We start from the raw sequence: 26500 nt of genomic DNA, 5'->3' as shown, positions 1-26500 counted from the left end.
ATTCCCGTCTATTCCATGTGGCTGTCTACCGACGAGAACGAGAAGATGCGGTACAGCGGACAGAAACTGAAGAGCGCCGTCAGTAAAGGCACGACGCCGATCCAACCCCACACCCCGATATAGCCCAGCAGCGTGGCGGCGATCAGTCCGATCCCCAACGCCAGGCGCAGTGCACGGTCCACCGTGCCGACATTGCTTACGATACTCATGATGTTCTCCTTGACGGGTTGATTTAGCTCTAAGCAAGTTCAGTATGCATAGCGCGATTTGAAAAGTATTTGTCCCAAATCAAATTGCCCCCAGGCGCCGGTTGAGCTCCCAACTCGCAGGGATTTTGATTTGGATCATACAAATCCTTGCGTCAGATCCTTACGATGGTACGCACTACCTATCCCCGATAAGGAGAACGCCATGTGCTACAAGACCATCCTGGTGCAGGCCGATGCCGCCGATGCGACATCGTCCTGCGCCACTGTCGCGGCCCAGATCGCCATTGCGGAACAAGCCCACCTGGTCGGCGTCTCCATGAGCGGGGTGGACCAGATGATCTACCAGTGCAATGCCGCCGCGCCCGGTGTGGTGATCCTGCCCGCCGACCTGACCACGCTGACCACCCGCGCCGACGCCAGCCTGGCCGCGTTTGCCAAGCGCGTCGAGCATCTGGGCGTGGGCTCGTTTGAAACCCGCCGCATTGACGGCTTGCCCGATATGGAATTGCTGATGCAGGCGCGCTATGCCGACCTGCTGGTGCTGCGCCAGCCCGGCGGCCCGGAGCAGACCCCCTATATGCCGGACAGCGCCCTGCAGTACGTGATACTCCACTGCGGCCAACCGGTGCTGGTGGTGCCCTACGCCGGCGGCGCCGGGGAACTGGGCCGCCATCCCCTGCTGGCCTGGAACGGCAGCCCGGAAGCGGCGCGCGCCATCCATGCCGCGCTGCCCCTGCTGAAGCGAGCCCGGCAAGTCACGCTGGCCGTGTTCAATGGCGAGGAAACCTGGGGCGCCCACGGCGAACTGCCCGGCGCCGACATGGCGACCTTCCTGGCCCGCCACGGCGTCCAGGTGGAAGTGGTGCAGCGCCAGACCCAGGGACCGGTGGGCGAGGCCCTGCTCTCGCTGGCCAGCGAGATCCAGGCCGATTTGCTGGTGATGGGCTGCTACGGCCACTCCCGGCTGCGCGAAATCATCATGGGCGGCGCCACGCGCGACATCCTGCGCGGCATGACGCTGCCGGTCCTGATGGTGCACTGACGGAGGCGCCATGGAAGCCCTGACCGCAACCGCCCGCGCCGACGTGCTGGCCATCATGGCCGGACAACCGGACCTGACCCTGGCCACCATCCGCCCGGACGGCTATCCCCAGGCCACCACGGTCAGCTTCGCGCATGACGGCCTGACCCTCTACATCGGGGTCGGACTGGACAGCCAGAAGATGCGCAATATCCGTCATAACGACAAGGTGTCGCTGGCGATCACCCTGCCCTACGCGGACTGGCAGCACATTCGGGGCCTGTCGCTGGCCGGCCGCGCCACGGTGGTGGACGGCGACGCCGAGATTCAACATGCCGCCGCCCTGATGACGGCCCGCTTTCCCCAGCTGCGCCAAATGATGAGCGAACCTGGCCCCCAGCCCTGGGCCGGCAATATGGCGCTGTTGCGCATCGAGCCGGAAGTGATCTCGGTGCTGGACTACACCCGCGGCTTCGGCCATACCGACCTCTACCGGATAACGCCATGAGCACCGCTCCGCCGGGCCGCAAATGGCGCTGGATCGTGCTGGCGGTCCTGTTGACCGCCGCCGCCTCCGGTCTGGCCTGGCGCTACTCCGCTATCGAGGGCCGGACCGCCAGCGCAACGAACGCGCTGACGCTGTCCGGCAACATCGAGGCCCACGAAAGCGTCCTCGGTTTCAAGACCGTGCAATCGCGCATCGTGGCGCTGCCGTTCAACGAAGGCCAGTGGGTGGCCAAGGGCGCCACGCTGGCGGTGCTGGATGACGCCGACTACCAGCAGCAGATCGCCATCGCCGACGCCAACCGCGCGCTGCAGCAGCAACAGGCCGATACCGCGCGCCAGAACCTGGCGGCGGCCGGCAAAACCATCGCCCTCGACGAGACCGAACTGGCGCAGCGCCGGCTCGACCAGCGCCGCGCCCAGGAACTGGCGCGGCAAGGCTTTGTCTCGCCGTCCGCGCTGGACCAGAGCAACACCGCGCTGCATGTGGCGCAGGCCGCGCTGGCACGCGACCAGGCCTTGCGCGCGGTGGCGGCGCACAACGTCAAGACCGCCCAGGCCGGTGTCCAGAGCGGCGAGGAAGTGGCGCGGCTGGCGCGCATCGTGCGCGGCTACACCGTGCTGCGGGCCCCGTTTGACGGCGTGATCACGGTGCGCCAGGCCGAACTGGGCGAAGTGGCGGTGCCCGGCACGCCGGTGCTCACCATCGCCGACCTGCAACACGTGTGGCTGCGCGCCTACGCCAACGAGACCGACCTGGGCAAGGTCAAGCTGGGCCAGGCCGTCTCGGTCACCACCGACAGCCGGCCCGGCAAGCATTACCGGGGCCGCGTCTCCTTCATCGCCGCCAAGGCCGAGTTCACCCCGAAGAGCGTGGAAACCCACGCCGAGCGCGTCACGCTGGTGTACCGCCTGAAGATCGATCTGGACAATCCGGCCCACGAACTGCTACCCGGCATGCCGGCCGACGCCCGCATCGAGCTGGCGACAGCCGGCCAGCCATGAATCCCGCCCCCGTCCCCGGCAACCTGATCCAGGTCGCCGGCCTGTGCAAGCGCTTCGGCGCCGGTACGGTGGTGAACCGGCTGGCGCTCGGCGTGCGTGCCGGCGAGATCTTCGGCCTGGTGGGGCCCGACGGCGCCGGCAAGACCACCGTGGTGCGTATGCTGGCCGGCGTGCTGCGTCCGGACGGCGGCAGCATCGTGATCGATGGCGTCGACGTCGGCGCCGATCCGGAGCGCGCCAGGCGCCACCTGAGCTACATGCCGCAGCGCTTCGGCCTGTACGAGGACCTTACCGTCGACGAGAACATCCGTTTTTACGCCGACCTGTTCGAGGTCGAGCGCCGCACCTGGCGCGCGCGCGCCGACCAGATGTTGGCCGCCTGCGGCCTGACCGAGTTCCGCGGCCGGCTGGTGGGCAAGCTGTCCGGCGGCATGAAGCAGAAGGTCGGGCTGACCTGCTCCCTGGTCCATACCCCGCGCATCCTGCTGTTGGACGAACCCACCACCGGCGTCGATCCGGTCTCGCGGCGCGAATTCTGGCAGCTGCTGTACGGCCTGCGCGCGGAGGGCGTGGCCATCCTGATCGCCACCGCCTACCTGGACGAGGCCGAGCGCTGCGACCGCCTGGCGCTGATGAGCGAAGGCGCGGTCCTGATGAGCGACACCCCGGCCGCCCTCAAGGCGCGCATGCCGGGCCTGATCGTGGAGGTGCTGTCGCCCCAGCCCCGCGCCGTGCGCGACGCGCTGGCCGGCCTGCCCGGTGTACTGGGCGTGCTGGTGGTCGGCATCGGCGCCCACATCCATCTGGACCAGCGCGGGCGCATGCCGCAGATGGAGGAACGGCTGCGCGGCGCGGGCGTGACGGTCGAGCGCATCCGGGAAGTGGCGCCCACGGTGGAAGACCTGTTTGTCGCCGCGCTGGCCGCACCCGCCGAGCGGACGGCCGCATGAACGGCGCCGCGCCGCAGATCGTGGTGGAAGGCCTGGGCAAGCGCTTTGGCGCGTTCACCGCGCTCGACGGCGTTGGCTTCAGCGTGGCGCCGGGCGAGGTGATGGGCTTCCTGGGCCCCAACGGCGCCGGCAAGTCCACCCTGATCCGCATCCTGTGCGGCCTGCTGCGCCCCGGGGCCGGACGCGCCCTGGTGGCCGGCATCGACGTCGCGCGCGACCCGGAAGCGGTGCGCGCGCGCATCGGCTACATGTCGCAGCGCTTCTCGCTCTACAACGACATGAGCGTGGAAGAGAACCTGCGCTTCTTCGGCGGCGTGTACGGCGTGCCGCGCCAGCAGATGGCGCAGCGGGTGCGCTTCGCGGTGGAGATGGCGGGCCTGAACGGGCGCGAGACAGCGCTGGTGCGCACCCTGGCCGGCGGCTGGAAACAGCGCCTGGCGCTGGGCGCGGCCATCCTGCACCGCCCGCGCATCCTGTTTCTGGACGAGCCGACCTCCGGTGTCGATCCGGTCTCGCGCCGCCGCTTCTGGGACCTGATCCAGACCCTGGGCGGCGAAGGCGTCAGCGTCCTGGTCTCGACCCACTACATGGACGAGGCGGAATACTGCAACCGCATCGCGCTGATCAACCGCGGCCGCCTGATCGCGCTGGGCACGCCGCGCGAACTGAAGCAGCTGGCGATGGCGGACCAGGAGGTCGCCGCGCGCGATGCGGAGCCCACGCTGGAAGACAGCTTCGTACGCCTGGTGCAAGCCAGCGCGGCCGGGGGCGCGCCATGAGGCTGCGCCGCATCCGCGCCATCGCCGTCAAGGAGGCGCTGCAGATCGTGCGCGACCCGCGCAGCCTGATGATCGCCCTGCTGATCCCGGTGATGCAGATGTTCATGCTGGGCTATGGCATCAGCCTCGACATCAAGCACATTCCGTTGTGCGTGCTGGACCGGGAAGCCAGCCAGCCATCGCAGGCCATCGTGAAGCGCTTCACCGCCTCGCCCTATTTCGACGTGGCGCGGGTGGCGGCGAATTACACGCAGGTCACGCGCAGCCTGGACGATGGCGGCTGCCGCATCGCCCTGGTCATCCCGCCGGATTTTTCCAAGACCGTCAACGGCAGCGGCAAAGCGCCGCTGCAGGTGCTGGTGGACGGCACCGACTCCAACACCGCCAACATCGCCGCCAACTACGCGCGCGCCGTGATCTCCGGCTACTCGGTCGATATCCAGCTGCGCTCCGTGCAGCAGCGCGGCGGCCACCTGCAGACCACCACGCCAGTGGGCAGCGAGGCGCGGGTCTGGTACAACGAGGATCTGGTCAGCCGCAACTACATCGTGCCCGGCATCGTGGCGCTGGTGATGGCCATCGTCGGCGCCCAGCTGACGGCGCTCACCATCGCCCGCGAATGGGAGCGCGGCACCATGGAGTTGCTGATCTCGACCCCGGTGCGGCCCATGGAACTGATGATCGGCAAGCTGCTGCCCTACTTCGTGGTCGGCATGGCCGACGCCGCGATCTGCCTGGTCCTGGCCGTGTTCTGGTTCGAGGTCCCGTTCCGTGGCGCGCTGTCCACCCTGTTCGTGACGACCAGCCTGTTCCTGGTGGTGGTGCTGTGCATCGGCTACTACGTCTCGGTGGCGATCCGCGGCCAGGTCGGCGCCAGCCAGGTGGCCCTGATCCTGACCATGCTGCCCACCACCCTGCTGTCCGGCTTTGCCTTCCCCATCGAACAGATGCCGCTGGCGGTGCGCGGCGTGACCTATCTGGTCAGCGCGCGCTACTACGTACAGATCCTCAAGGCCACCTTCCTCAAGGGTTCCAGCGCCGCCGAGCTGGCGGCGCCGATCGCCTGCCTGCTGCTGTACGCGGCCGCCATCGTGTGGCTGGCGGCGCGCGCCTTCCGCAAAACGCTGGATTGATACCATCATGCTGCGCCGCATACTCGAACTGCTGATCAAGGAATTCCGCGAACTGCGGCGCGACAAATCGGCCCGCTTCCGCCTGCTGATCCCGCCCCTGATCCAGATGCTGCTGTTCGGTTACGCCGCCACCTTCGAGATCTTCAACATCTCGACGGCGGTGCTGGACCTGGATCACAGCCAGGCCAGCCGCGCCCTGGTCAGCGCCTTCACCAGCACCGGCCGCTTCAAGGTGACCGCCATCGCCAGCCGCCAGGCGGACGCGCGCGACATCATCGAAAGCAACCGGGCGCAGATCGCCGTGGTGGTGCCGCCCGGCTTTTCGGCACTGCTGAACAAGGGCCAGACCGCGCCGCTGCAGCTGCTGGTCGACGGCACCAATTCCAACACCGCCCTGATCGCGCTGGGCTACGTGGGCCAGATCGCGGGAGCCTTCGGCCAGTCGGTGGCGCTCGACCTGGGCCAGCGCAGCGGCAAGCTGCAAGGGCAGCCGCTGGCCGCTGCCGAGATGGTGGAACGCTACTGGTACAACCCTAACCTGAACAGCCGCTGGTTCTTCGTGCCCGGCGTGATCGGCACCCTGACCCTGATCACCATCGTCAACCTGACCGCCTTCGCCATCGTACGCGAGCGCGAAGTGGGCACGCTGGAGCAGCTGCTGGTGACGCCGATCCGTCCGTTCGAATTCATCGTCGGCAAATGCCTGCCGTTCTTCCTGATCGGGCTGGTGCAGGTCACGCTGATCGCGGTGCTGGGCACCTTGTGGTTCGGCGTTCCTTTCAAGGGCAATCCACTGGTGCTGCTGCTCGGGACCAGCCTGTTCCTGCTGAGCGCACTGGCCATCGGCCTGCTGATTTCCACCCTGTGCAAGACCCAACAGCAAGCCTTCGCCTCCAACTTCTTCGTCCTCAATCCGATGTTCATCCTGTCCGGCTTCAGCTTCCCGATCAGCAGCATGCCCGAGGCGCTGCAATACCTGACCTGGCTCGACCCCTTGCGCTACTTCCTGGTGATTGTGCGCGGCACGTATATCAAGGGGGTGGGACTGGATGTGCTGTGGCCGCAGATGACCAGCCTGCTGGCCTTGGGCGGCGGCTTGCTGCTGATCGCCGTGCTGCGTTTCCGCAAATCGCTCGATTAGGCTGGTGCGATGCTCCTGCGGCCTAATGTCGACTTGACCGCGGGCCAGTAGCTTTCACTGACAGGAAGCTGTTGACCACAGCGCAACGCCACCACGTCGGTTCGCTCTGGTGTCTGGCGCAATCCGAGTACCTGATCGCGCCGCACCAGTATGCGGCGATGTATGCGCAAGAATTCATCCGGATCCAGGTATTTGACCAGTTCAGTGAGCGTCGTACGGTGCATTAATGTATGGTGCGCCAGATGCAGTTCAACATAATTGCCGGCGGTCTCGATCCAGCGCACGTCCTGCAAGGCGACCCGGTCCATCCGCCCGACCGACCTGACGATCAATTCGCGCCAGAACCCGGGGGCGGGATCGGTAAACTGGCGCAAGGCGCGGGCATACGTGGCGCGTTGTTCCAGCAATACCCTGGCGCGGGCAATCGCTTGATGCAGGCGCGGCTCGCTGACGGGCTTGACGATATAGTCCAAGGCATGGACATCGAAGGCATCGAGCGCATGCCCTCGGTGCGCGGTCGCGAATACGATCAGCGGCGGCAGTTCCCGCTGGCTCAGCGAGCGCGCCATTTCCAGCCCGGACTCTTGCGGCATCTGCACATCCAGCAGGATCAGGTCCACCTCGTCCGTTTGCAGAAAGTCGCGGGCACTGGCCGCGCTCGCGCATTCGCCCGCCACCTCCCATTCGGCCAGCGGCGCAAGCGCCAGCCGTAAATTGGTGCGCGCGTGCGCCTCGTCGTCCACAATCAGAATTTTAAAAGTCATGCTCAGTCCGCCACTTGCCATGGAAGTCGTAGTCCGGCCACAAATCGTCCATCAGTCCGCGCGATATCCAGCGAGGCCAGGTTGCCGTAGGCAAGCAGCAGCCGGGCCCGGATCCCCCGCAAGCCGATCCCCAGTCCCGCGGTCGGCGCCACCTGGTCGAAGATCGGATTGCTGACGCTGACCAGCAAAAACTCGCCCTCGCGCGCGAACGTGACGCTGATATCGCTGCTGCCGCCATGGCATTCAAGATCGTGCCGCAAGGCGTTCTCGACCAGGGGTTGCAACAGCATCGGCGGACATTCCACTTCCTCATCCAGCACATGCTCTCCCTCGATGCTGACGCGTAGCCGCGCACCAAATCGCAGATGCTGCAATTCCAGATAATCCAGCACGAACTGCAGTTCCTGTTTCAGGCTGACCCAGTCGCGCTCGCTGCTCAACAACGCATACTGCAGCAGGTCGCCAAAGCGCGACAGTCCATCCAGCGCGACAGGCTTGTCGTCGGTCCTCACCATGGCGCCGATCGCGCTGAGCGTATTGAAGATGAAATGGGGTTCGAGCTGCCCGCGCAGCGCGGCCAACCGCTGCCGCTCCAGCGACAAGCGCATGGAGGCCAGCTCGCGGGTTTGCTGCTGCCGCTGCTGCCACAGCAAGCCGGCCACCACCACGCCAAATGCCAGGGTCAACAGGATAAACACCACAAACCACTCGAATTTATCCATTGAGATCCAGTAGTGCCAGGCGTTGGCCAGCGTAGGCGCCAGGTCGAACTTGAAGCAGCGACGGTAGGCAAGGCCGAGCATGGCCACCGGCCAGCACAAGGTCATGTACAACAGATAGCCGCGCACGATGAGGCGCCGGGTGCCGAGCCAGCGAGGATGGCGCTGGTAGACCAGGTAAAGCACGTAGCTCTGCACCATCATCACCGCATAGCCGCACCACCAACCCAGCGTCATCATCCAGTAGCTGCGGAAGTCGCGATCATGCGCCGCATCGCCATAGGTGCTCACGCCGGCGACTGCGCACAGCAGCGTCCAGAGGCCGAAGTTAGTCAAAAACGCGCGTGATTTTGCGGACATGGGCAACGATATCAATATTTGTGGCGGAGTATAACAGTCCGAATTGTGCGGATGGCTGCCGCTTCATCCCACAGGCGCAGGCACTCGTCACACGGCGCTAGAGCGACCGCATGCCGTCGGCTACGCTGGCCGCACTTCAACTTCCCTCACTACCATCATGCGTCTTTCCATATTGCGGCCAGTTCCCCTTCTCGTCCTGAGCTTTGCCGCCGCGGCCGGCGACGACACGCCACCGTTGCAGCAAGTCGAGGTGCGGGGGCCGGGCAGCAGCCAGTTGCGCCGCGACGACGCCGTCGGCCGCATCGTGGTTGGCCGCGACGACCTGCAGCGCTATGGCGAAACCACCTTGGCAGACGCGCTGAAGCGTCAGCCGGGCATCAGCATCGTCGGCACCGAAATCCGCATGCGAGGCCTCGGCGGCGGCTACACCCAGATTTTGATCGACGGCCAGCCGGCGCCCGCCAACTTCGACATCGCCACGCTGTCGCCGGAGCTGATCGAGCGCGTCGAGATCCAGCGCAGCGCGCAGGTGGACGCCAGCGCGCAATCGGTGGCCGGATCGATCAACATCATCTTGCGCAAGGCCGCCGGCGCGCCCCGGCGCACCGCCAAGCTCAGCGCCGACCGTCAGGCGGGAGAGACCAGCCCCACGGCGACGGTCCAGTGGACGGAGCGCAGCGGCGCGGTCGGCTATGGCGTCACCGCCACCGCCAGCGAGTCGCGCAGCAGGCAACAGACCGGTACCGATGAGCGAACCACCGATGCCGGCGGCACCTCGCTGCGCCGGCTGGAGGACGACGACCGCAACCATACCCGCCGCCTCAGCGCCGCGCCGCGCGCGGACGTCAAGCTCGACGGCGGCAATACGCTGACCTGGCAAGGCCTGGTGGACTTGTCGCATGTCGACGCGCGCGGAGTGCAGTCCGAGACGACCCTGCTGGGCGCGCCCACCGCGTCCCCGGACTCGAACTGGCGCGGAGTGTTCAAGAACTGGCTGGTCAAGTCCGACCTGAGCTGGATGCAGCGCTTCGAAACCGGCAAGCTGACGCTGAAAGCGGGGATCGAGGCGAATCACCGCGACGGCGACTACCTGTTCCACGGCATCGATCCGCAAGGCACCCCGTGGCTGAATCGCGCAGTGGATTCGCGGGCCTACGAGCGCCGCGCCACCACCAGCGGCAAATACCTGGCGCCGCTGATGGCCGGCCATGACATCGCGATCGGCTGGGACGCTTCCGATGTCCGGCGCGAAGAGGGCCGCCACCAGCGCGACACCGGCCCGTTGGGGCCCGGCAGCCCTCCCCTGTACCGGCTGGACCAGGACTACAACGCCAGCGTGGAACAACTGGCGCTGTTCGCGCAGGACGAGTGGAGCGTCACCCCGCGCCTGCAAGCGTATCTCGGACTGCGCTGGGAGGGACTGGATACCCGCACATGGGGTCCGGGGGAAGCAGCGACCGCGTCGCGGGTGTGGAGTCCGGTGGTCCAGGTGGTCTGGAAGCTGCCCGATAGCGCGCGCGACCAGCTGCGCGTGGCGCTGGCACGCACCTACAAGGCGCCGCAGCCGCGCGACCTGGTACCTCGGCGCTACACGGTCAACAACGACAATGGACCGACGCAGCCGGACTATCAGGGCAATCCATCGCTGCGCCCCGAACTGGCCTGGGGATTGGACGCGGCGCTGGAGTCCTATTTTGCGCGGGATGCCATGGTCAGCGTGTCCGCGTACGCGCGGCGCATCCAGGATGTTGTGCAGCTCAGGCTGTGGCAAGAGGATGGGGTCTGGGTCAGCAGCCCGGCCAATGGCGGCGTGGCCAATGTCCACGGCATCGAAGTCGATGCGCGCGTGCCGTTCAAGGCTTCGGTTGCCGGCGGCACCACAGCCGAGCTGCGCGCCAACCTGAGCCGCAACTGGTCGCGCGTCGAGGGCTTGGCCGGCCCCGACAACCGCCTCGGCAACCAGGCGCCGCTGACGGCCAACATCGGACTCGATTTGCACATGCCGCAAGGCGTCACCGCCGGCACGAATTTTCGTTTCGTCGGCGGATGGCGCGCCCGCACATCGCAGTCGCTGGTGCAGGAAACCGGTGTCGTTCGGGAGCTGGAGGCCTATGCATCCTGGCCGGCAGCCGGCGGGCGGCTGCGCCTGACATTGGCCAACTTACTGCAGTCCACACGGCTTTCCGGCCAACGGTACGATGACGGACTGTATGCGAGCACGCGACTTTCCGCCGGTACGCAGCGCCCGCTTGTTCGAATCCAGTACGAGATACAGCAATAAAACCGACGCCTGCCTGATCCGCCCGGATGCCTGGGACACCGGGCTTGACCCGTTGCGATGGAAAATTCATAATGCAAAAAAACCAAGTGAGGTGGCGTTCACATCATGAATTCCGTCGCTGACATCAACGCAGCGGTGTCCGCGGGCTTGACCAGATTCCCGCGATGACTTGCAGCGTGCATCCAAGCGCGGTCATGGAGCCGTGCGGCGTCTGTGGTGAACCGATGTGCCCGGTCTGCGCGTGCCAAAACTGCCGCGACAACGCCGACAACGCGCCGCCACTGCGTGTCGCTTCGTGGAACATCAAGACGCTCGGCAAGCAGTTCCACCACCAGGAGCCCGCCGTCACCGCGCTCCTGGCCGCCATCATGCTGCGCATGAACGCTGATGTTATCTGCATCATGGAGGTGATGGAAGGCTTCGGGCTCAAGCACGCCGTCAGCATCGTCGAGAAAATGAAGGAGCTGTCGGAGACGCCGTGGCGCGTGCGTTTCCCCGGCACCTACACCGGCGCCGGCGGACGCAACGGTCTGGAGACCTACGCCGTCGTCTACAACGAGCAGCTCTTCGAGCTGGCGAGCTTCGATCTCGTCGGCGAGGAGTTCGGCTACTCCAGGGACGCGTCGGGCAAGCGCCAGGTCGATACGGCTTCGACCGTCATGACCCGGCGGCCCGCGCAAGCCGTATTCCGGCCCCGGCGCACCAGCCCGCACTTCGCGCTTTATCCCGAGTTCCGCGTGATCATCTTCCACGCGCCTTCGGTCGCGGACAAGGACTACGCCCTCGCCTGCCACGCGATCAAGGCGCTCGGGAACCTGCCGGTCTTCGCCGAGCCGGACAAGTTTCCGTACACGATACTCTGCGCGGACTTCAACCTCGACGAGGAGGCCGCAAACCACGTCCGCCGTCGCGAGGCCCAGACCTACGACGACATGGATATGAAGTCGAGGGAGGCTGCCGCGCGTCACATCGACGAGTACAACATTGCCTACCAAAAGTACCTGGATGCGCTGAATGCCCTGGCCAAAGACAGGCAACTGCTCGCAAATGCCCTGCAGGACGAGGATCCCACCGCGCAGATCGTGCAACTGCTGCTGGACCTGCGGATGTGGAACGCGGAGTATGCGGCGGCGCGGAAAAGCAAGGGCAAGAGGAGTCAGGACAGGATAGTGAAGGCGGATTTGCAGCGCCATGAGACCCAAAAACTGTTGGCGAAATTCGAGCTGGACCCACGAAAGGGCCAGGCCTCGGCGCTTTACAAGCATCGCGAAAAGCTCGAGCAGACGGTGAGGGATGCCGAAGAGGCGCTGGCAGAGGCCGAGGAGAAGGCCGGTCCCGATCTGCCCACCGATGAAGAGCAGGTGCTCGCGGCGGCCGAGGCGGCGTTCAACCCGCTCACCAGCGCCGGCATGCTCTCCAACCTCGGCTATTCGGACGATTTTCGCACGACGCTGCGCATGTCGGTCCACATGGCGTGTACGCGGGAGCGAGGGGCGCAACACTATGACGAGGAGCTCACACTCGAGAACTTCGTCTACTCGAACTTCGACCAGGTGCTGGTGCGGACCACCGAGGGTTACGCGTGGGGCGACCTCAAGCCGAAAGTGATCAATCTCCTGGGCGCGGTGATGCCCGAGGACGTGCGCGACAGGCTGGGTGTCGGCGAAAAACCGGCTGAGCCGCTACCTTCCGGCATGGCGAAGGAACCGTGGAACCAGTTGCTCAAGCTCGCGCCCAGCGAGCCCTCGCTGCTTGCGAACCTCAGGTCGAACCTCGGCGAGAACTACGCCAGCATCAACCCCGATGACATCGAAATCGGGACGCCCAACTCCTCTGTCGACGAGAGCAACGACGATGAAGACCTTGTGGAGCGCGACTATGGACCTATCGAGGACGGGTTCCTTAGTCAATTTCTTGGGGAACCCAGTGTGCTCGCGGCGGCGCTGGTCACGTCGTTCAAGCGCTTTGTGGACATGAACAACAGCCATCCGCACATCGAGCTCATCCGCCGTGAGGCGGCGGCGTCGGCTCTGGAGGAGGATCCGATGACGGATTTCTTTAACAAGGAAGACATCTGGGCAAACAAGGCATCTAGAAACGCGGTCAAGTACGTTCGCGAAGACCAGAGACAACGGCTGTTCGAGATCAACGTCTACCTCGCCCTCGCGAACGTGCTGAGCGACCACCTGCCCGTCATCGTCGAGATCGACATGGTCAAGCCGAAATGGCGCCCGGTGGTTCAACCGGTGCGGCCCCGCTTCCCCGCGTTGGTGGACCTGCCCGCGTTTTTGCCCATCGAGTACTGTTCGAGCGCCCGCAGACGCACTCCCTGCCCGAACTTCGCGAACTGTTGCGGCACCTGCGACGAACAGACATCGTTGAAGACCTCGGATGGGTGCCTCACCGGATATCAGCTCGTGCAGGCCGCCGCGCGGGTGTGCCGGCAGCTCCTCAACGCGAACAACAGCCAGTTCGCCTCATGGATGCTCAATAATCCGCCGCTCTGGATCTGCGGCGGCAACGGCTGGACAGTCATGGCCGGCCACTTGCTCCATGTGAAGAGCCGCAGCAGTGCGCTCGCGATTGTGCAGGACACCGAGTATTTCTGGAAGAATCCGTGCATCCTCATCGGTCGCGACCGCATCCAGATTGACCGGGAGCTCTGCTCGGTCCGCAATACGCTCGCCGCCCGCAAGCATCCACGTATCCTCTTTGCCAAGGCCAGGGCCAGGAGGAACTCGAAGGCGGCCCAGCCGGTTGTGGAACCCGTCGACGACGATGACAGCGACATCCTCGACGTCGCCGAAGACGAGGGCGACGACAAGAACGACTGGAGCTACCCCAGGATCGCGAGGGAGTTCGCCCGCAAAGACCCGGTCGAGTTTGCCAAACTCGCACTCGGATTCCTGCGGACCGGCCAGTGCGAAACCGAGGATGCCGCGTACCGCCAGGCGCTCGCCGCCCTCCTGGTGACGATGTTCGGCGTGGAGGCGAACAAGGACAACTCGTCCTACCTGACCGGCATCCTGGTGTTGCTAGGCATCGAAGAGAAGCGCTACACGATAGCTGAAGTGTTTTCCCAGGTCGACCCGGGCAACGAATGCAACCTCGCCGGGAGCCTCGGACTGTTCCCGCTCGCATCGTCCGACCGCTCCAACCTGGAGGGCAAGCGCCGATGCCTCCAGGGGAAAGCGGTGAGCACGGACGCACCCTGGAACGAGGCCAGGATCATGAAGGCCATGCTCAACATCCAGCCGCGCTGCCGGGACGACATCATGCTCAAAAAGGAGATGGTCCTGTTGGTCGACACCGTGCGGGCACAAAACACGCTTCATCGTCTGAGCACAACGAAGAACCTGCTGCAGATCGTCGAGCAGTACTGGATCGGCCTGCTCCTCAAGTACTATGGCAACCCATGGCAATGATCCGCATCGACTCACAGCGGCTCGCGGCACTCGCGACCAAGCGGGCCGATGCCTTCGTCGACGAGCTGGTTGCCGAGGCCCCGCATGCGCCGGGCGGCGGCGATCCACGGCCAGTCGTGCTCGCCGGGATCGAGGCCGCCATCGCGCGCGGATTCCGCACGCCGGACGGAATCCGTGAATTCGTGCGGCGGCTCTTCGTGCTCGGCGCGGCGTATTACGAGCACCCCGCCGTGCGCGACTGGATCGGCGAGCTCGGCCTCACGGAGCAGGAGCGGCTGGCGGTCGTCGACGCGCGCGCCGACGAGATCCGCGCATCGACGACTTGACAGCCCATCTGTTCCAGCCTACGCTATTCGGGTTATCGACCGAGCTTCCCCGATGAAGACCACCCGTTTCACACGCCTCCTGACGGCCATCGTCGCGCTTTTCAGCATGCTGTACATGCAGCTCGCTGTGGCGTCGTACGTCTGCCCTGGCGTGCCGGCGGGAAGCCAGGATGGTCCGGTGGCCATGGTCGACATGCCCGACTGCCAGGACATGGATGCAGCGCAACCCCAGCTCTGCCATCTGCATGCCAACGGCGAGCCCGCCAAACAGTCGCTCGACAGCCCCGCGCCCGACGTGCCGCCATTCGTGCCGAGCGCGCTGATACTGGAGCTGCAGCTGGTCGACGCCGTCCTGCTGCCTGACGCCGCATCCTACCGCCCTGTCGCCCTGACGCGCACGACCGCTCCGCCCGTCGCCATCCGCAACTGCTGCTTCCGCATTTAATCCACCAGATCGCCTAGTCCGTCATCGCATCGCCGAGCCTGGCGAGCGCGATGTTGTTCGTCGCTTTCTGGAGGTACCATGTCATCCCCGTTCTTCGCGCATCGTCATGCGCCCGCCGGCAGTTTTCGCAAACTGTCGAAGATCAAATTTGCGCTCGCGCTGCTGCTGGCCGCTCACGCCGCGCACGCGCAAACGCAGCAGCTCACATTGGGCCAGGCCCAACAACTTGCGGTCGCCCGTTCGCGCCAGCTGACCGCGCAGGACCATGCGGCCGACGCCGCGCATGAAATGGCGGTCGCGGCCGGCCAGTTGCCCGACCCCGTTCTCAAAGTTGGCGTCGACAACCTGCCCATCAACGGCTCCGACCGGCTGACCATAGGCAGCGACTTCATGACCATGCGCCGCATCGGCGTGTCGCAGGAATTGACGCGTGCCGACAAGCTGCGCTGGCGTTCCGCGCGCCTGGAGCGTGAGGCGGACAAGGCCCAGGCCGAGAAGCAAGCCGCCACCGCCGCTATCCAGCGCGACACCGCGATATCGTGGCTGGAGGTTTTCTATACCGATCAGATGGCCGAGGCCATCGCCAAACAGGCCACGCTGGCACACCAGGAAATCGAAGCGGCCGAGGCGGCCTATCGCGGCGGACGCGGCAGCCAGGCCGATATACTCGCGGCCCGCTCCGCCCTGCTCGCCCTCGATGACCGCGGCAGCGAAATCGCGCGCCGTCGAAGCGTCGCCCGGACGGTGCTGGCCAGGTGGACCGGCGCGGAGGCTGCAGTGGCCGGCAAGCCCGATATCGACACTATCCGCATGGACACCGCCGAGCCGGGCGCCCTCCTCGCCCATCACCCGCAGGTCGCGGTGTTGACCCGGCAGCAGGACATCGCGCAGGCCGACGCCAATCTGGCCCAGGCGAACCAGCGCAGCGACTGGAGCGTGGAGGTCGCGTTCCAGCAGCGCGGCTCTGCCTATTCGAACATGGTATCGATCGGCATCTCGGTGCCGCTGCAATGGGACCGGAAGAACCGCCAGGACCGCGAGCTGGCCGGCAAACTCGCGTTGGTGGAACAAGCCAAGGCCGAGCGCGACGAGATGCTGCGCGGCCACGAGGCCGAGGTCCGCACCCAGATCGTCGAATGGCAGAGCGGCAAGGAGCGGCTGTCCCGCTACACGCGCGAAACGCTGCCGCTGACCAGCGAACGCAGCGAAGTTGTGCTGGCCGCCTACCGGGGTGGGAAGGCAACGCTGGCCGAGGTGCTGGCGGCAAGACGCAACGAGACCGAAACCCGCCTGCAGGCATTGCAGCTAGAGCTCGATACAGCGCGGCTTTGGGCGCAGCTGAACTTCCTCGCTCCCGAGGACTCGGCCACCGGACACGCAAGCAATAACCGTCAACAGGAATCAAAATGAAGAACAAGAAAATACTTGCGCTGCCGATCGCGCTCGCCATTGCCGCCGGCGGATACGGGGCCTACCGATTGGGCGCGTCCCAAGCCATGAAGGCCATGCCGGCAGCGCCCGCGGCAGCCAGGAAACCGCTCTACTGGCAGGATCCAATGGTTCCCGGACAGAAGTTCGACAAGCCCGGCAAGTCGCCCTACATGGATATGCAACTGGTCCCGGTCTATGGCGGCGCCGATGGCGACGACGGCAGCATCACCATCAGCCCCCACGTCCAGCAGAACCTGGGCGTGCGGACCGCGCTGGTCACCAGCGGCAGGCTGCCCTCCGGCGTGGTCGCGGTCGGCAGTGTCGCGTACAACGAGCGCGACGTGGCGCTGGTCCAGGCCCGCAGCAACGGGTTCATCGAGCGCCTGTATGTGCGCGCTCCGCTCGATCCCGTGAGGAAGGGACAGCCGCTTGCCGAGCTGTACGTGCCCGACTGGATCGCGGCGCAGGAAGAATATTTGGCGGCCCGCCGCATGCAGGGTGGCGACACCGCATCGCTGGTCGACGGCGCACGCCAGCGCATGCGCCTGGCCGGCATGAGCGACGCGCAAATCCAGCTGGTCGAGTCGAGCGGCAAGGTTCATGCGCGCGTCACGATTAGCGCGCCGGCCAGCGGTGTCGTCGCCGAGCTTGGCGCCCGCGAAGGCATGACCGTGGCGCCGGGCGCGCCGCTGTTCCGCATCAACGGCCTGTCCACCGTCTGGGTCAACGCGGAAGTGCCCGAAAGCGTGGCGGCCAGGGTGCGGCCGGGAGACGCCGCCGAGGCCCGCGCGCAGGCGCTGCCGGGAAGCGTCTTCAAGGGCAAGGTCGGCGCGGTGCTGCCCGAAGTGAACGCGGCCACCCGCACCCTCAAGGCGCGGATCGAGCTGGCCAATCCGGGCGGGCAACTGGTGCCCGGCATGTACGCCTCCGTCACCTTCGGCTCCAGCCGTGGGGCCGACGTGCTGCTGGTTCCATCGGAGGCTGTGATCCAGACCGGCACCCGCAGCGTCGTGCTGCTGGCCCAGGATGGCGGGAAGTTCCAGCCGGTCGATGTCGAGCTCGGCGCCGAAGGCAATGGCATGACCGAGATCCGCAAGGGCTTGGCCGCCGGGCAAAAGATCGTCCTGTCGGGCCAGTTCCTGCTGGACTCCGAGGCCAGCCTGAAGGGCACGGCCACCCGCATGGGCGGCGCCCCGGCCATGCCGCTCCCTCGCGACGACGGCCGCGACGACGCCATGCCGATGGGAGCGAAGAAATGATCGCGAAACTGATACGCTGGTCCATCGTCAACCGCTTCCTGGTCCTGCTGGCGACCGTCTTCATCGCCGCGTGGGGCGTGTGGTCGCTGGCGCGCACGCCGCTCGACGCCATTCCGGACCTGTCGGATGTGCAGGTAATTATCCGCACCAGCTACCCGGGCCAGGCGCCGCAGATCGTGGAAAACCAGGTGACCTACCCGCTGACCACCACCATGCTGTCGGTGCCGGGCGCGAAGACCGTGCGCGGCTATTCCTTCTTCGGCGATTCCTTCGTCTACATCCTGTTCGAGGACGGCACCGATCCCTACTGGGCCAGGTCGCGCGTGCTGGAATACCTGAACCAGGTGCAGTCGCGCCTGCCGGCGCAGGCCAAGACCGCGCTGGGCCCGGACGCGACCGGCGTGGGCTGGATCTACGAATACGCGCTGGTCGACCGCAGCGGCAAGCTCGACCTGTCGCAACTGCGCGCCTACCAGGACTGGTTCCTCAAGTTCGAACTGAAGACGGTAGCGAACGTCTCCGAGGTGGCCAGCATCGGCGGCATGGTGCGGCAATACCAGATCGTGCTCGACCCGGCCAAGCTGCGCGCCTACGCCATCCCGCACGGCGCGGTGATCGAGGCGGTGCAGCGGGCCAACCAGGAGGCCGGCGGTTCCGTGATGGAGCTGGGCGAGGCGGAGTACATCGTGCGCGCATCGGGCTACCTGCAGTCGCTCGACGACTTCCGCAAGATTCCGCTGACGGCCACGGAGGCCGGCGTCCCGGTGCGCCTGGGCGACGTGGCGCGCGTGGAACTGGGGCCGGAGATGCGGCGCGGTATCGCCGACCTGAACGGCGAAGGCGAAGTGGCCGGCGGCGTCATCGTCATGCGTTCCGGGAAGAACGCGCTGGTGACCATCGACGCGGTCAAGGCCAAGTTCGCCAAGCTCAAGGCGAGCCTGCCGCCCGGCGTGGAGGTCGTCCCGGTGTACGACCGTTCCAGCCTGATCAAGCGCGCGGTCGACAATCTCGGACACAAGCTGGTCGAGGAATTCATCGTCGTCGCCCTGGTCTGCGCGATTTTCCTGTTCCATCTTCGTTCGGCGCTGGTGGCCATCGTGTCCTTGCCGCTGGGCATATTGATGGCCTACATCGTCATGTCCTACCAGGGCGTGAACGCCAACATCATGTCCCTGGGCGGCATCGCCATCGCCATCGGCGCCATGGTCGACGCCGCGGTGGTGATGATCGAGAACGCCCACAAGCACATCGAGGCCTGGAACCACGCCCATCCCGGCCGCAAGCTGGCCGGCGACGAACATTGGACCGTGATCGGCGACGCGGCGGCCGAGGTCGGCCCGGCGCTGTTTTTCTCGCTGCTGATCATCGTGCTGTCCTTCATCCCGGTGTTCACGCTGGAGGCGCAGGAAGGCCGCCTGTTCGCGCCGCTGGCGTTCACCAAGACCTATGCGATGGCGGCGGCGGCCGGCCTAGCCGTGACCTTGATCCCGGTGTTGATGGGCTACCTGATCCGTGGTCGCATCCCGGACGAGCGGAAGAATCCGCTGAACCGCTGGCTGATCGCGCTCTACCGGCCGTTGCTGGAGGCGGTGCTGCGCCGTCCCAAGGCCACGCTGGTGGTGGCCGGCCTGGTCGCGCTGGTGACCGCCTGGCCGATGGCGCGCCTGGGCGGCGAATTCATGCCGCCGCTGGACGAGGGCGACCTGCTGTACATGCCGTCCGCCCTGCCCGGCATCGGCGCCGGCAAGGTCGCGCAACTGCTGCAGCAGACCGACCGGCTGATCAAGACGGTGCCGGAGGTGCAGACGGTGTTCGGCAAGGCCGGCCGGGCCGAGTCCGCCACCGACCCGGCGCCGCTGGAAATGTTCGAGACCACCATCCAGTTCAAGCCGCGCGACCAGTGGCGGCCCGGCATGACGCCCGACAAGCTGGTCGAAGAGCTCGACCGCACCGTCAAGGTGCCGGGCCTGTCCAACATCTGGGTGCCGCCGATCCGCAACCGCATCGACATGCTCGCCACCGGCATCAAGAGCCCGGTCGGCGTGAAGGTGGCCGGCGCCAGCCTGCGCGAGATCGACCGCATCACCGGCGAGATCGAGCGGGTCGTCAAGGGCGTGCCGGGCGTCTCGTCCGCGCTCGCCGAGCGGCTCAACGGCGGGCGGTATGTCGACATCCATATCGACCGCGACGCGGCGGCGCGCTACGGCCTGAACATCGCCGACGTCCAGAGCCTGGTGTCGAGCGCGATCGGCGGCGACAACATCGGCGAGACGGTCGAGGGCTTGCAGCGCTTCCCGATCAATGTGCGCTATCCGCGCGAGGTGCGCGACTCGGTCGAGAAGCTGCGCGACCTGCCGATGCTGACCGCGCGCGGCGCTCAGATCCGGCTGGGCGACGTGGCCGCGATCCGTATCGTCGACGGCCCGCCCATGCTCAAGAGCGAGAACGCGCGCTTGTCGGGCTGGGTGTATGTCGACATCCGCGGCCGCGACCTGAGCGCCGCCGTGCGCGAGATGCAGCAGCGGGTCGCCAGCCAGGTCGCGCTGCCGGCCGGCTATTCGGTGTCCTGGTCTGGACAGTTCGAATACCTGGAGCGGGCGACCGCCAAGCTCAAGGTCGTGGTGCCGATGACGCTGCTGATCATCTTCCTGCTGCTGTACCTGACCTTCAAGCGCATCGACGAGGCGGCGCTGATCATGGCGACCTTGCCGTTCGCGCTGGCCGGCGGTATCTGGCTGCTGTGGGCGCTGGGGCACAACCTGTCGGTGGCGAGCGGGGTCGGCTTCATCGCCCTGGCCGGCGTGTCGGCCGAATTCGGCGTGATCATGCTGCTGTACCTGAAGCACGCCTGGGAGGCCCGGCTGGCGCGCGGCGCTTGCGGCGAGGCAGACCTGCTGGAGGCCATCCGCGAAGGCGCCGTGCTGCGCGTGCGGCCGAAGGCGATGACGGTGGCGGTGATCATCGCCGGCCTGGTGCCGGTCATGATCGGCTCGGGCACCGGGTCCGAGGTCATGCAGCGCATCGCCGCGCCCATGGTGGGCGGCATGATCACCGCGCCGCTGCTGTCGATGTTCGTGGTGCCAGCCGCGTATCTGCTGATGCGGCGCCGGTCCCTGCGGGGAAGGAAAGCCATTTTGGCCGCCGGTCAGGCGCCGCCCGGCTAACCGTTGCGCAAGAGTGTTAGGATGGCGGATATTATTGTCCGAGCACCCCTGAACCAACGATGCCCCATCCACTGAACCCGGACCAACTCAGCAACATCATCGACATTGCGGAGAATGCCATTCTCTGCACTGACGAGAGCCAGCGCATCATCCTCTTCAACCGGGGCGCCGAGCGCATGTTCGGTTGGGCGGCGTCCGAGGTCGTGGGGAAAAGCCTGGAGCTGCTGATTCCGCAGCGTTATCGTTCCGGGCACGCCGCGCGCGTGTCCGCCTTCCGGCACGGTGACACGACCGCGCGCAGGATGGGCGAACGCAGCACCATCTACGCAGTGCGCAAGGACGGCACCGAATTCCCGGCCGAGGCGACGATCTCCAAATCCGGCGAGGACGGCCAGGTGATCCTGACCGCGATCCTGCAGGACATCTCCGAGCGCAAGGCCTACGAGCAGGAACTCGAACAGGCCAAGGAAACGGCGGAAGCGGCCGTGCGCGCCAAGAGCATGTTTCTGGCGAATATGAGCCACGAGATTCGCACGCCGCTGAACGCGGTGATCGGCATGACCAGCCTGCTGCTGCATACCCGCATCGACGAGGAGCAGCGCGACTACACCGAGACCATCCGTTCAAGCAGCGAGGCGCTGCTGGCGGTCATCAACGACCTGCTGGACTACTCCAAGATGGAGGTGGGCCGCCTCGACCTCGAACACCATGCGGTCGAAATACGCCGCTGTGTCGAGGATGCGCTGGACCTGGTGGCGTCGAGCGCGGGAGAGAAGCACCTCGACCTGGCCTACATCATCGAGCCCGGCGTGCCGGCCACCATGCTGTCCGACGCCACCCGGCTGCGCCAGATCCTGGTCAACCTGCTGTCCAACGCGATCAAGTTCACCCATCACGGCGAGGTGGTCGTGACGGTCAGCGCGGAGAGCCGGGATGCCAACACCTACTGCCTGGATTTCGCCGTGAGGGACACCGGCATCGGCATTCCCGAGCACAGCCAGGAGAACATCTTCCGCTCGTTCACCCAGGTCGACGCCTCCACCACCCGCAGGTACGGCGGGACCGGCCTGGGCTTGACGATCAGCCGGCGCCTGGCCGAGATCATGGGCGGCAGCCTGACGCTGCAAAGCGAGGTGGGAAAAGGCTCGACCTTCACGCTGTCCATGGTGGCCGAGGCCAGCGACGACCAGCTTGCCGAGGATGTGCTGCGGGATCGCTCGGCGACCGTGGAAGGCAAGCGCATCCTGATTGTCGACGACAACACCACCAACCGCCGCATCCTGATGCGGCAGGCGCTGTTGTGGGGAATGGAGGGCCTGTCCGCGGCCTCCGCGGCCGAAGCCATCGACCTGGTGCGGCATGGCGCGCCCTTCGACGTGGCCGTGCTCGACATGCAGATGCCCGACATGGATGGCGTGCGCCTGGCGGGCGAATTGCGCAAGATGCGCGACCGGGCGACGCTGCCGCTTGTCCTGCTCACCTCGGTCGGCCACCGGCAGGCCGGGAGCAGCCTGGACGGCGGCATGTTCGCCGCGTGGCTGAACAAGCCGATCAAGCCGCGCGCCCTGCTGGACGCCCTGCGGCAGGTGTTGAGCAAGCGCGACGCGACCGCCGCCCCGCCCCGCCCGGCCGCCGTCGCCCCGGGGCTGGCCGCCGCGGTGGACATTCTGGTGGTCGAGGACAATACGATCAACCAGAAAGTGCTCAGGCAGCTGTTGCGTCATCTCGGTTACCAGGCCGACGTGGTGGCCAACGGCGTCGAGGCGATGACGGCGCTGGAAGGCCGGCACTACCAGATCATCCTGATGGACATGCAGATGCCGGAGATGGACGGCTTCGAGCTCACGCAGCGCCTGCGCCAGCGCTTCAAGGGCAGCAACAGCCCGTACATCATCGCGATGACGGCCAACGCCTTGCCCGGGGACCGCGAGCGCTGCCTGGACGCCGGCATGGATGAGTACATCGCCAAGCCCATCGAGCTGCATGTGTTGAGCTCGGCGCTGGTGGCGGCGATCGCCAGGTTGGCCACGCGCCGGCGCGACGATGCGGTGCTCAGCCATGCCCGCATCGAGCAATTGCGGGCGATCGGCGAAGACCTTTCCCTGCTCGACGAAGTGGTCGCCTCCTTTATCGCCGAGGTGCCGCAGCTGCTGGAAAAACTGGCGAGCGCGGCAACGGCGCAGGACGCGCCATTGCTGGCGTCGACCGCCCACTACCTGCAATCGAGCATAGAGTTCGTGGGCGCCAACCGCATGCGGCTGCCATGCACCAATCTGGAGCTGATGGGCAAGGGCGAAAATTTCGACGATGCGGCCGGACAGCTGCAAGACCTGGCGCTGGCGTATGAAGACACCAGGATAGCGCTGCTGGCACTGAATCCGGCAACAGGCCATGCGCACGGTGGCTAGTTGCTCCCTGCTCATTTCCCGGCAATCCAGACTTCCCGGAGAGTCCCGCCATCACGCCAGATGAACAGGGCATCCATGCCAAGCTCGCGAGTTAATTGGCTCCCCTGCTCCAGCCCCAGTACCAGCAACGCCGTCGCCCAGGCGTCGGCAAGCATGCAGGTCGGGGCCAGCACCGTGACACCAGCCAGATCGCTCTTAATAGGTTGCTGTGTGGCAGCGTCCATTGTATGCGAAAAACGCTTGCCACCCAGGTCAACCCAGCGGCGGTAATCCCCGGAGGTGGCGATCGCCGTATCCGTCAGTTCAATTGCCCCGATCACCTCGCGTATACCGTACACGGGCTTCTCGATCGCCACCGTCCAGGCTTCGCCGCCAGGCTTGGCCCCGCGCGACCGCATTTCCCCGTCAATGCCAACCAGGTAATGGGTGACGCCCCATCGGTCGAGACATTGCGCCAGCCGATCGACACCGTAGCCCTTCGCAATGCCCGATAGGTCGAGGCAAACAGGCCGGTGTTTGCGTACCCGCAGCCCTTTACGGTCGACCTCCAATCCGGCCGCGCCAACGCCGGCTTGCGTGCCGTTCCGTGCCGGGGGCGGCGCGGCCAGCGGGCGCCGCGCAGGTCCGAACCCCCACGCCTCGACTAACGCTCCCAAGCCGATGTCGAACGCGCCCTTCGAGGCCGCGCCCACCTGCAGGCCGGCCTCAAGCACCTCGGCGAGCTCATCGGGTATGGCGATCCAGGTATTGTCGGGTGCGGCGTTGACACGACAAAGATCGGAGGCAGGGTTCCAGCTCGACATCTGCCTATCGACCTGGTCCACCGCGGCAAACAAGCAGGCGCCGATCGCCGCGGCGTCCACGTCTGCCGCGGCGTAGAACACGGCGGTATAGCGCGTGCCCATCGTCGCGCCGTTCAAGCTAAAGCGCTGCAGGACCGGGGGCGGCGGCGATTCAAAAGACGTCTTCACGGTATCTTCCATTGTTCTTGAGTGACTGGACATCGAGTCTGAGTGGCGCAAGCACTTCGTCCAGGGCTTGCCGAACGCTTTGGGCCATCGCACGACTGCCGCAAACGAGCACTTGGCCACCGTCCGCGATCAGGCTGCGCAGATTGTCGGCGTCGTCGAACAGCCGGTTCTGCACCCGTTGTCCATCCTTCACGCGCGAGAAAGCGGCGTGCAACTGCGTGAGGCGGCGGTCCGCGAGATAATTGCGCAGCTCCGGTTCATACAGGAAGTCCGACTCCGGATCGCGGCCACCCCAGTACAGATACATCGGGTGCCTGCCGCTGTTGTTGCGGATGAAGCCGGCGAGCGGTCCGATCCCGGTGCCTGCGCCGATCAGAATCACAGGCGCCTTGCCGGATGCCGGCCGAAATTGCGGATTCGGCAGGATGAACGCTTCGATGCATGCGCCCGGCCGCAAGCCATGCAAATAGCTGGAGCACAGGCCGCCTGGCTGTCGTCGCACGCAGATTTCCAGGATGCCGTCGCTGGCGCCACTGGCCAAGGAGTAGAACCGCGGCACCGGACTGCCCGGCGCGATCACGCCGACCAGGTCGCCCGCTTCAAAATGCGGCAGCCGTGCTTGCCACAGCAATCCCATCAACCGGGTGCGGGCCTGACTGAGCGGTGTCGCGGCAAACCGCAGCACCGCAGTAGGTTCCTGTTCCAGCAATCCGTAATCGATACGCTCCTCGAGCCGCAGCAAGAAGGTCGGCGGATGGCGGGGCGCGTGCTCGAGTTTGAGCGCGATGCCCAACAGGGCGCCGACGCCGACGCCCCAGCGCATGAATTCCTGCGGCGACTGGCGGTCGACCGTGGCCAGCTCCAGCGAACGCTGCCAGCCACGCGCGACCATGGCCGCATCCACGTCCTTGGCAAACTGACAGAATCTTTGAAACTGCCGGTCGCCGAATCCAAGGACGCAGAATCTGAGCGTTGGATTGGCCGGCAGGCGTTCGAGCCGGTCGAGGAAACGGTTGGCCGTGGCGGGAGCTGCGCCGTCACCATAAGTCGCCGTCAACAGCATCAGGTCGCGTGCGTGGCGATAGCGCCCGGACAGCTGGTTCATCGGCGCCGTATGGACCTGCCGGCCCTGGCTGCGCAAGGCGTCGTGCAATGTCTGGGCAAAGCCCCAGGTGCTGTTATTTTCGCTGCCGACCAGGATCACCACATCGGCCGACTGCGCGCTGCTGTTGTCGCGGATACGTGGCTTGGCGCGATGCCGCCGCCACCACACAATCGCGCCGGTGATGGCCAGCCATGGCCCCGCCAACGCGCACACGCCAAGCGGCAGGCCGAGCCACCACAGGCCCTCTCCGGTATGCAGCCGGTACACCAGCTCAAACCCCTCGCGCACCACGCTGTGGGGGCGATAGGTCAGCAAGGCGCCGGTGGACCGGTCCACGTAGCCGTCGCCCTGCAGCGTCCTCAAGGTGAACACTGCGGCGGGCTCGCCAGGGATGGGAAAGACCAGTTCGCGCAGGTCGGACAGGTCGGCCTGCTTGAGCGCGGCTAGGGCGGAAACCGCCACCGGCGGTCCGCCCGAAGTCGCGGCGGGGAAATCGGGTTCGCTCTGCATGCCGTCGGAGATCAGGCCGAACGTGGCCGCCGACATATACGCCCCGGTGAGCGCCGACAGCAGCAGGCCTGCCATCGCAACACGGCCAAGCTCCGCGTGCCAGCGCTGACTCCAGCTGCCACGCAGCGGCGCCGCGAGCCGGCGCCAGCCGCCGGTGCGCTTGGCCAGCAATAGCAGGCCGGAAACGCATAGTCCTAGCAGGGCCAGCGCTGTCACACCGGCCGCAAGGCGGCCGGGGGTATCGAGCAGCATGGAGCGATGCAGTTGCTTGATCCAGCGAAAGAACGCCGATGGCGCATAGGCGGACGCCGCTCCGCTCGCCGGATCGACACGAACCACGCTGTCGCCGGCGCCCGTGCTGTAGTAGACGATCAACGAGCCCGAAGGCGTGCGCTGGATCTGTTCGACTCCCGGGTATTGGCGCGCTACGCGGCCGGCCATCTCGGCCACGCTGACGCCGCTCTGCACGGTGGTGCCTAGCCGGTCCAGCGCTGGAGCGAGCGACAACAACGCGCCGGTCACCCCCAGCAATATGACCAGGAGCCCGCAGAACAGGCCGGGCATGGAGTGTAGGCGCCGCAACACAAAGT

At 66.2% G+C, this 26500-nt stretch carries 20 protein-coding genes; 15 read left to right on the top strand and 5 right to left on the bottom strand.

Annotated elements, in window-relative coordinates:
* Positions 1 to 8: 8 nt before the first annotated feature.
* A complete protein-coding gene (locus tag ACUJB0_RS01660; RefSeq protein ID WP_444843681.1) occupies positions 9 to 209 on the bottom strand; it encodes a YgaP family membrane protein in 201 nt (66 codons plus the stop codon).
* Between the two features lie 202 nt (positions 210 to 411).
* Here ACUJB0_RS01660 and ACUJB0_RS01655 point away from each other — a divergent pair, with 202 nt between their 5' ends.
* Genes ACUJB0_RS01655 through ACUJB0_RS01625 form a run of 7 tightly spaced genes read left to right on the top strand, consistent with a single transcriptional unit; the run spans position 412 to position 6742 of the window.
* Positions 412 to 1251 carry a universal stress protein gene (locus tag ACUJB0_RS01655; protein WP_444843680.1) on the top strand — a complete coding sequence of 280 codons (840 nt, stop codon included), beginning with the start codon at positions 412 to 414 and terminating at the stop codon, positions 1249 to 1251.
* A gap of 10 nt (positions 1252 to 1261) precedes the next feature.
* Positions 1262 to 1738 (top strand): pyridoxamine 5'-phosphate oxidase family protein, encoded by a 477-nt coding sequence (locus ACUJB0_RS01650; protein WP_444843679.1) that lies wholly within the window; start codon positions 1262 to 1264, stop codon positions 1736 to 1738.
* On the top strand, positions 1735 to 2739 hold the full coding sequence (locus ACUJB0_RS01645) for an HlyD family secretion protein (protein ID WP_444843678.1): 1005 nt from the start codon (positions 1735 to 1737) through the stop codon (positions 2737 to 2739). The genes ACUJB0_RS01650 and ACUJB0_RS01645 overlap by 4 nt, the downstream gene beginning before the upstream one ends.
* Positions 2736 to 3689, top strand: coding sequence for an ABC transporter ATP-binding protein (locus ACUJB0_RS01640; protein WP_444843677.1), 954 nt, complete (start codon positions 2736 to 2738; stop codon positions 3687 to 3689). The genes ACUJB0_RS01645 and ACUJB0_RS01640 overlap by 4 nt, the downstream gene beginning before the upstream one ends.
* The gene (locus ACUJB0_RS01635) at positions 3686 to 4468 is read left to right on the top strand and encodes an ABC transporter ATP-binding protein (RefSeq protein ID WP_444843676.1); all 783 of its coding nucleotides are present in this window, start codon (positions 3686 to 3688) and stop codon (positions 4466 to 4468) included. Before ACUJB0_RS01640 ends, ACUJB0_RS01635 begins: the two co-directional genes overlap by 4 nt.
* Entirely contained in the window at positions 4465 to 5601 is a 1137-nt protein-coding gene (locus tag ACUJB0_RS01630; protein WP_444843675.1) for an ABC transporter permease, read from the top strand. The genes ACUJB0_RS01635 and ACUJB0_RS01630 overlap by 4 nt, the downstream gene beginning before the upstream one ends.
* Before the next feature lie 7 nt (positions 5602 to 5608).
* A complete protein-coding gene (locus ACUJB0_RS01625) occupies positions 5609 to 6742 on the top strand; it encodes an ABC transporter permease (protein WP_444843674.1) in 1134 nt (377 codons plus the stop codon).
* Here ACUJB0_RS01625 and ACUJB0_RS01620 read toward each other — a convergent pair.
* Both ACUJB0_RS01620 and ACUJB0_RS01615 read right to left on the bottom strand, forming a co-directional pair.
* The gene (locus ACUJB0_RS01620; RefSeq protein ID WP_444843673.1) at positions 6739 to 7506 is read right to left on the bottom strand and encodes a LytR/AlgR family response regulator transcription factor; all 768 of its coding nucleotides are present in this window, start codon (positions 7504 to 7506) and stop codon (positions 6739 to 6741) included. The two genes, ACUJB0_RS01625 and ACUJB0_RS01620, sit on opposite strands and share 4 nt — an antisense overlap.
* Before the next feature lie 2 nt (positions 7507 to 7508).
* Complete coding sequence (locus ACUJB0_RS01615) at positions 7509 to 8585, bottom strand: sensor histidine kinase (protein WP_444843672.1); 1077 nt, start codon at positions 8583 to 8585, stop codon at positions 7509 to 7511.
* 157 nt (positions 8586 to 8742) lie between these two features.
* Here ACUJB0_RS01615 and ACUJB0_RS01610 point away from each other — a divergent pair, with 157 nt between their 5' ends.
* From ACUJB0_RS01610 to ACUJB0_RS01575, 8 genes are all read left to right on the top strand, one after another.
* A complete protein-coding gene (locus ACUJB0_RS01610; RefSeq protein ID WP_444843671.1) occupies positions 8743 to 10866 on the top strand; it encodes a TonB-dependent receptor plug domain-containing protein in 2124 nt (707 codons plus the stop codon).
* A gap of 176 nt (positions 10867 to 11042) precedes the next feature.
* Positions 11043 to 14291, top strand: coding sequence for an exonuclease/endonuclease/phosphatase family protein (locus ACUJB0_RS01605; protein ID WP_444843670.1), 3249 nt, complete (start codon positions 11043 to 11045; stop codon positions 14289 to 14291).
* On the top strand, positions 14288 to 14617 hold the full coding sequence (locus ACUJB0_RS01600) for a hypothetical protein (RefSeq protein ID WP_444843669.1): 330 nt from the start codon (positions 14288 to 14290) through the stop codon (positions 14615 to 14617). The genes ACUJB0_RS01605 and ACUJB0_RS01600 overlap by 4 nt, the downstream gene beginning before the upstream one ends.
* A gap of 52 nt (positions 14618 to 14669) precedes the next feature.
* Positions 14670 to 15062 (top strand): hypothetical protein, encoded by a 393-nt coding sequence (locus tag ACUJB0_RS01595; protein ID WP_444843668.1) that lies wholly within the window; start codon positions 14670 to 14672, stop codon positions 15060 to 15062.
* Between the two features lie 78 nt (positions 15063 to 15140).
* Positions 15141 to 16472 carry a TolC family protein gene (locus ACUJB0_RS01590; RefSeq protein ID WP_444843667.1) on the top strand — a complete coding sequence of 444 codons (1332 nt, stop codon included), beginning with the start codon at positions 15141 to 15143 and terminating at the stop codon, positions 16470 to 16472.
* Positions 16469 to 17752, top strand: a complete 1284-nt coding sequence (locus ACUJB0_RS01585) for an efflux RND transporter periplasmic adaptor subunit (RefSeq protein WP_444843666.1) — start codon at positions 16469 to 16471, stop codon at positions 17750 to 17752. Before ACUJB0_RS01590 ends, ACUJB0_RS01585 begins: the two co-directional genes overlap by 4 nt.
* Positions 17749 to 20916, top strand: coding sequence for an efflux RND transporter permease subunit (locus ACUJB0_RS01580; protein WP_444843665.1), 3168 nt, complete (start codon positions 17749 to 17751; stop codon positions 20914 to 20916). Before ACUJB0_RS01585 ends, ACUJB0_RS01580 begins: the two co-directional genes overlap by 4 nt.
* A 59-nt stretch (positions 20917 to 20975) precedes the next feature.
* The gene (locus ACUJB0_RS01575) at positions 20976 to 23324 is read left to right on the top strand and encodes a PAS domain-containing hybrid sensor histidine kinase/response regulator (RefSeq protein WP_444843664.1); all 2349 of its coding nucleotides are present in this window, start codon (positions 20976 to 20978) and stop codon (positions 23322 to 23324) included.
* A gap of 11 nt (positions 23325 to 23335) precedes the next feature.
* Here ACUJB0_RS01575 and ACUJB0_RS01570 read toward each other — a convergent pair whose 3' ends face one another.
* Together ACUJB0_RS01570 and ACUJB0_RS01565 are read right to left on the bottom strand one after the other, a co-directional pair.
* Entirely contained in the window at positions 23336 to 24307 is a 972-nt protein-coding gene (locus tag ACUJB0_RS01570; protein ID WP_444843663.1) for an FAD:protein FMN transferase, read from the bottom strand.
* Complete coding sequence (locus tag ACUJB0_RS01565) at positions 24279 to 26495, bottom strand: PepSY domain-containing protein (RefSeq protein ID WP_444843662.1); 2217 nt, start codon at positions 26493 to 26495, stop codon at positions 24279 to 24281. The genes ACUJB0_RS01570 and ACUJB0_RS01565 overlap by 29 nt, the downstream gene beginning before the upstream one ends.
* Between the last annotated feature and the right edge of the window lie 5 nt (positions 26496 to 26500).

The organism is Duganella caerulea (assembly GCF_040362985.1).
Classification (GTDB): Bacteria; Pseudomonadota; Gammaproteobacteria; order Burkholderiales; family Burkholderiaceae_D; genus Rugamonas; species Rugamonas vulcania.
Note: the sequence above shows the minus strand (reverse complement) of the source record. Positions and strands in the feature narration are given on the sequence as shown.

What these genes read in the sequence shown, in the direction of transcription:
- ACUJB0_RS01660 (WP_444843681.1), bottom strand. Translation starts at nt 209, where the DNA reads ATGAGTATCGTAAGCAATGTCGGCACGGTGGACCGTGCACTGCGCCTG.
- ACUJB0_RS01655 (WP_444843680.1), top strand. Translation starts at nt 412, where the DNA reads ATGTGCTACAAGACCATCCTGGTGCAGGCCGATGCCGCCGATGCGACA.
- ACUJB0_RS01650 (WP_444843679.1), top strand. Translation starts at nt 1,262, where the DNA reads ATGGAAGCCCTGACCGCAACCGCCCGCGCCGACGTGCTGGCCATCATG.
- ACUJB0_RS01645 (WP_444843678.1), top strand. Translation starts at nt 1,735, where the DNA reads ATGAGCACCGCTCCGCCGGGCCGCAAATGGCGCTGGATCGTGCTGGCG.
- ACUJB0_RS01640 (WP_444843677.1), top strand. Translation starts at nt 2,736, where the DNA reads ATGAATCCCGCCCCCGTCCCCGGCAACCTGATCCAGGTCGCCGGCCTG.
- ACUJB0_RS01635 (WP_444843676.1), top strand. Translation starts at nt 3,686, where the DNA reads ATGAACGGCGCCGCGCCGCAGATCGTGGTGGAAGGCCTGGGCAAGCGC.
- ACUJB0_RS01630 (WP_444843675.1), top strand. Translation starts at nt 4,465, where the DNA reads ATGAGGCTGCGCCGCATCCGCGCCATCGCCGTCAAGGAGGCGCTGCAG.
- ACUJB0_RS01625 (WP_444843674.1), top strand. Translation starts at nt 5,609, where the DNA reads ATGCTGCGCCGCATACTCGAACTGCTGATCAAGGAATTCCGCGAACTG.
- ACUJB0_RS01620 (WP_444843673.1), bottom strand. Translation starts at nt 7,506, where the DNA reads ATGACTTTTAAAATTCTGATTGTGGACGACGAGGCGCACGCGCGCACC.
- ACUJB0_RS01615 (WP_444843672.1), bottom strand. Translation starts at nt 8,585, where the DNA reads ATGTCCGCAAAATCACGCGCGTTTTTGACTAACTTCGGCCTCTGGACG.
- ACUJB0_RS01610 (WP_444843671.1), top strand. Translation starts at nt 8,743, where the DNA reads ATGCGTCTTTCCATATTGCGGCCAGTTCCCCTTCTCGTCCTGAGCTTT.
- ACUJB0_RS01600 (WP_444843669.1), top strand. Translation starts at nt 14,288, where the DNA reads ATGATCCGCATCGACTCACAGCGGCTCGCGGCACTCGCGACCAAGCGG.
- ACUJB0_RS01595 (WP_444843668.1), top strand. Translation starts at nt 14,670, where the DNA reads ATGAAGACCACCCGTTTCACACGCCTCCTGACGGCCATCGTCGCGCTT.
- ACUJB0_RS01590 (WP_444843667.1), top strand. Translation starts at nt 15,141, where the DNA reads ATGTCATCCCCGTTCTTCGCGCATCGTCATGCGCCCGCCGGCAGTTTT.
- ACUJB0_RS01585 (WP_444843666.1), top strand. Translation starts at nt 16,469, where the DNA reads ATGAAGAACAAGAAAATACTTGCGCTGCCGATCGCGCTCGCCATTGCC.
- ACUJB0_RS01580 (WP_444843665.1), top strand. Translation starts at nt 17,749, where the DNA reads ATGATCGCGAAACTGATACGCTGGTCCATCGTCAACCGCTTCCTGGTC.
- ACUJB0_RS01575 (WP_444843664.1), top strand. Translation starts at nt 20,976, where the DNA reads ATGCCCCATCCACTGAACCCGGACCAACTCAGCAACATCATCGACATT.
- ACUJB0_RS01570 (WP_444843663.1), bottom strand. Translation starts at nt 24,307, where the DNA reads ATGGAAGATACCGTGAAGACGTCTTTTGAATCGCCGCCGCCCCCGGTC.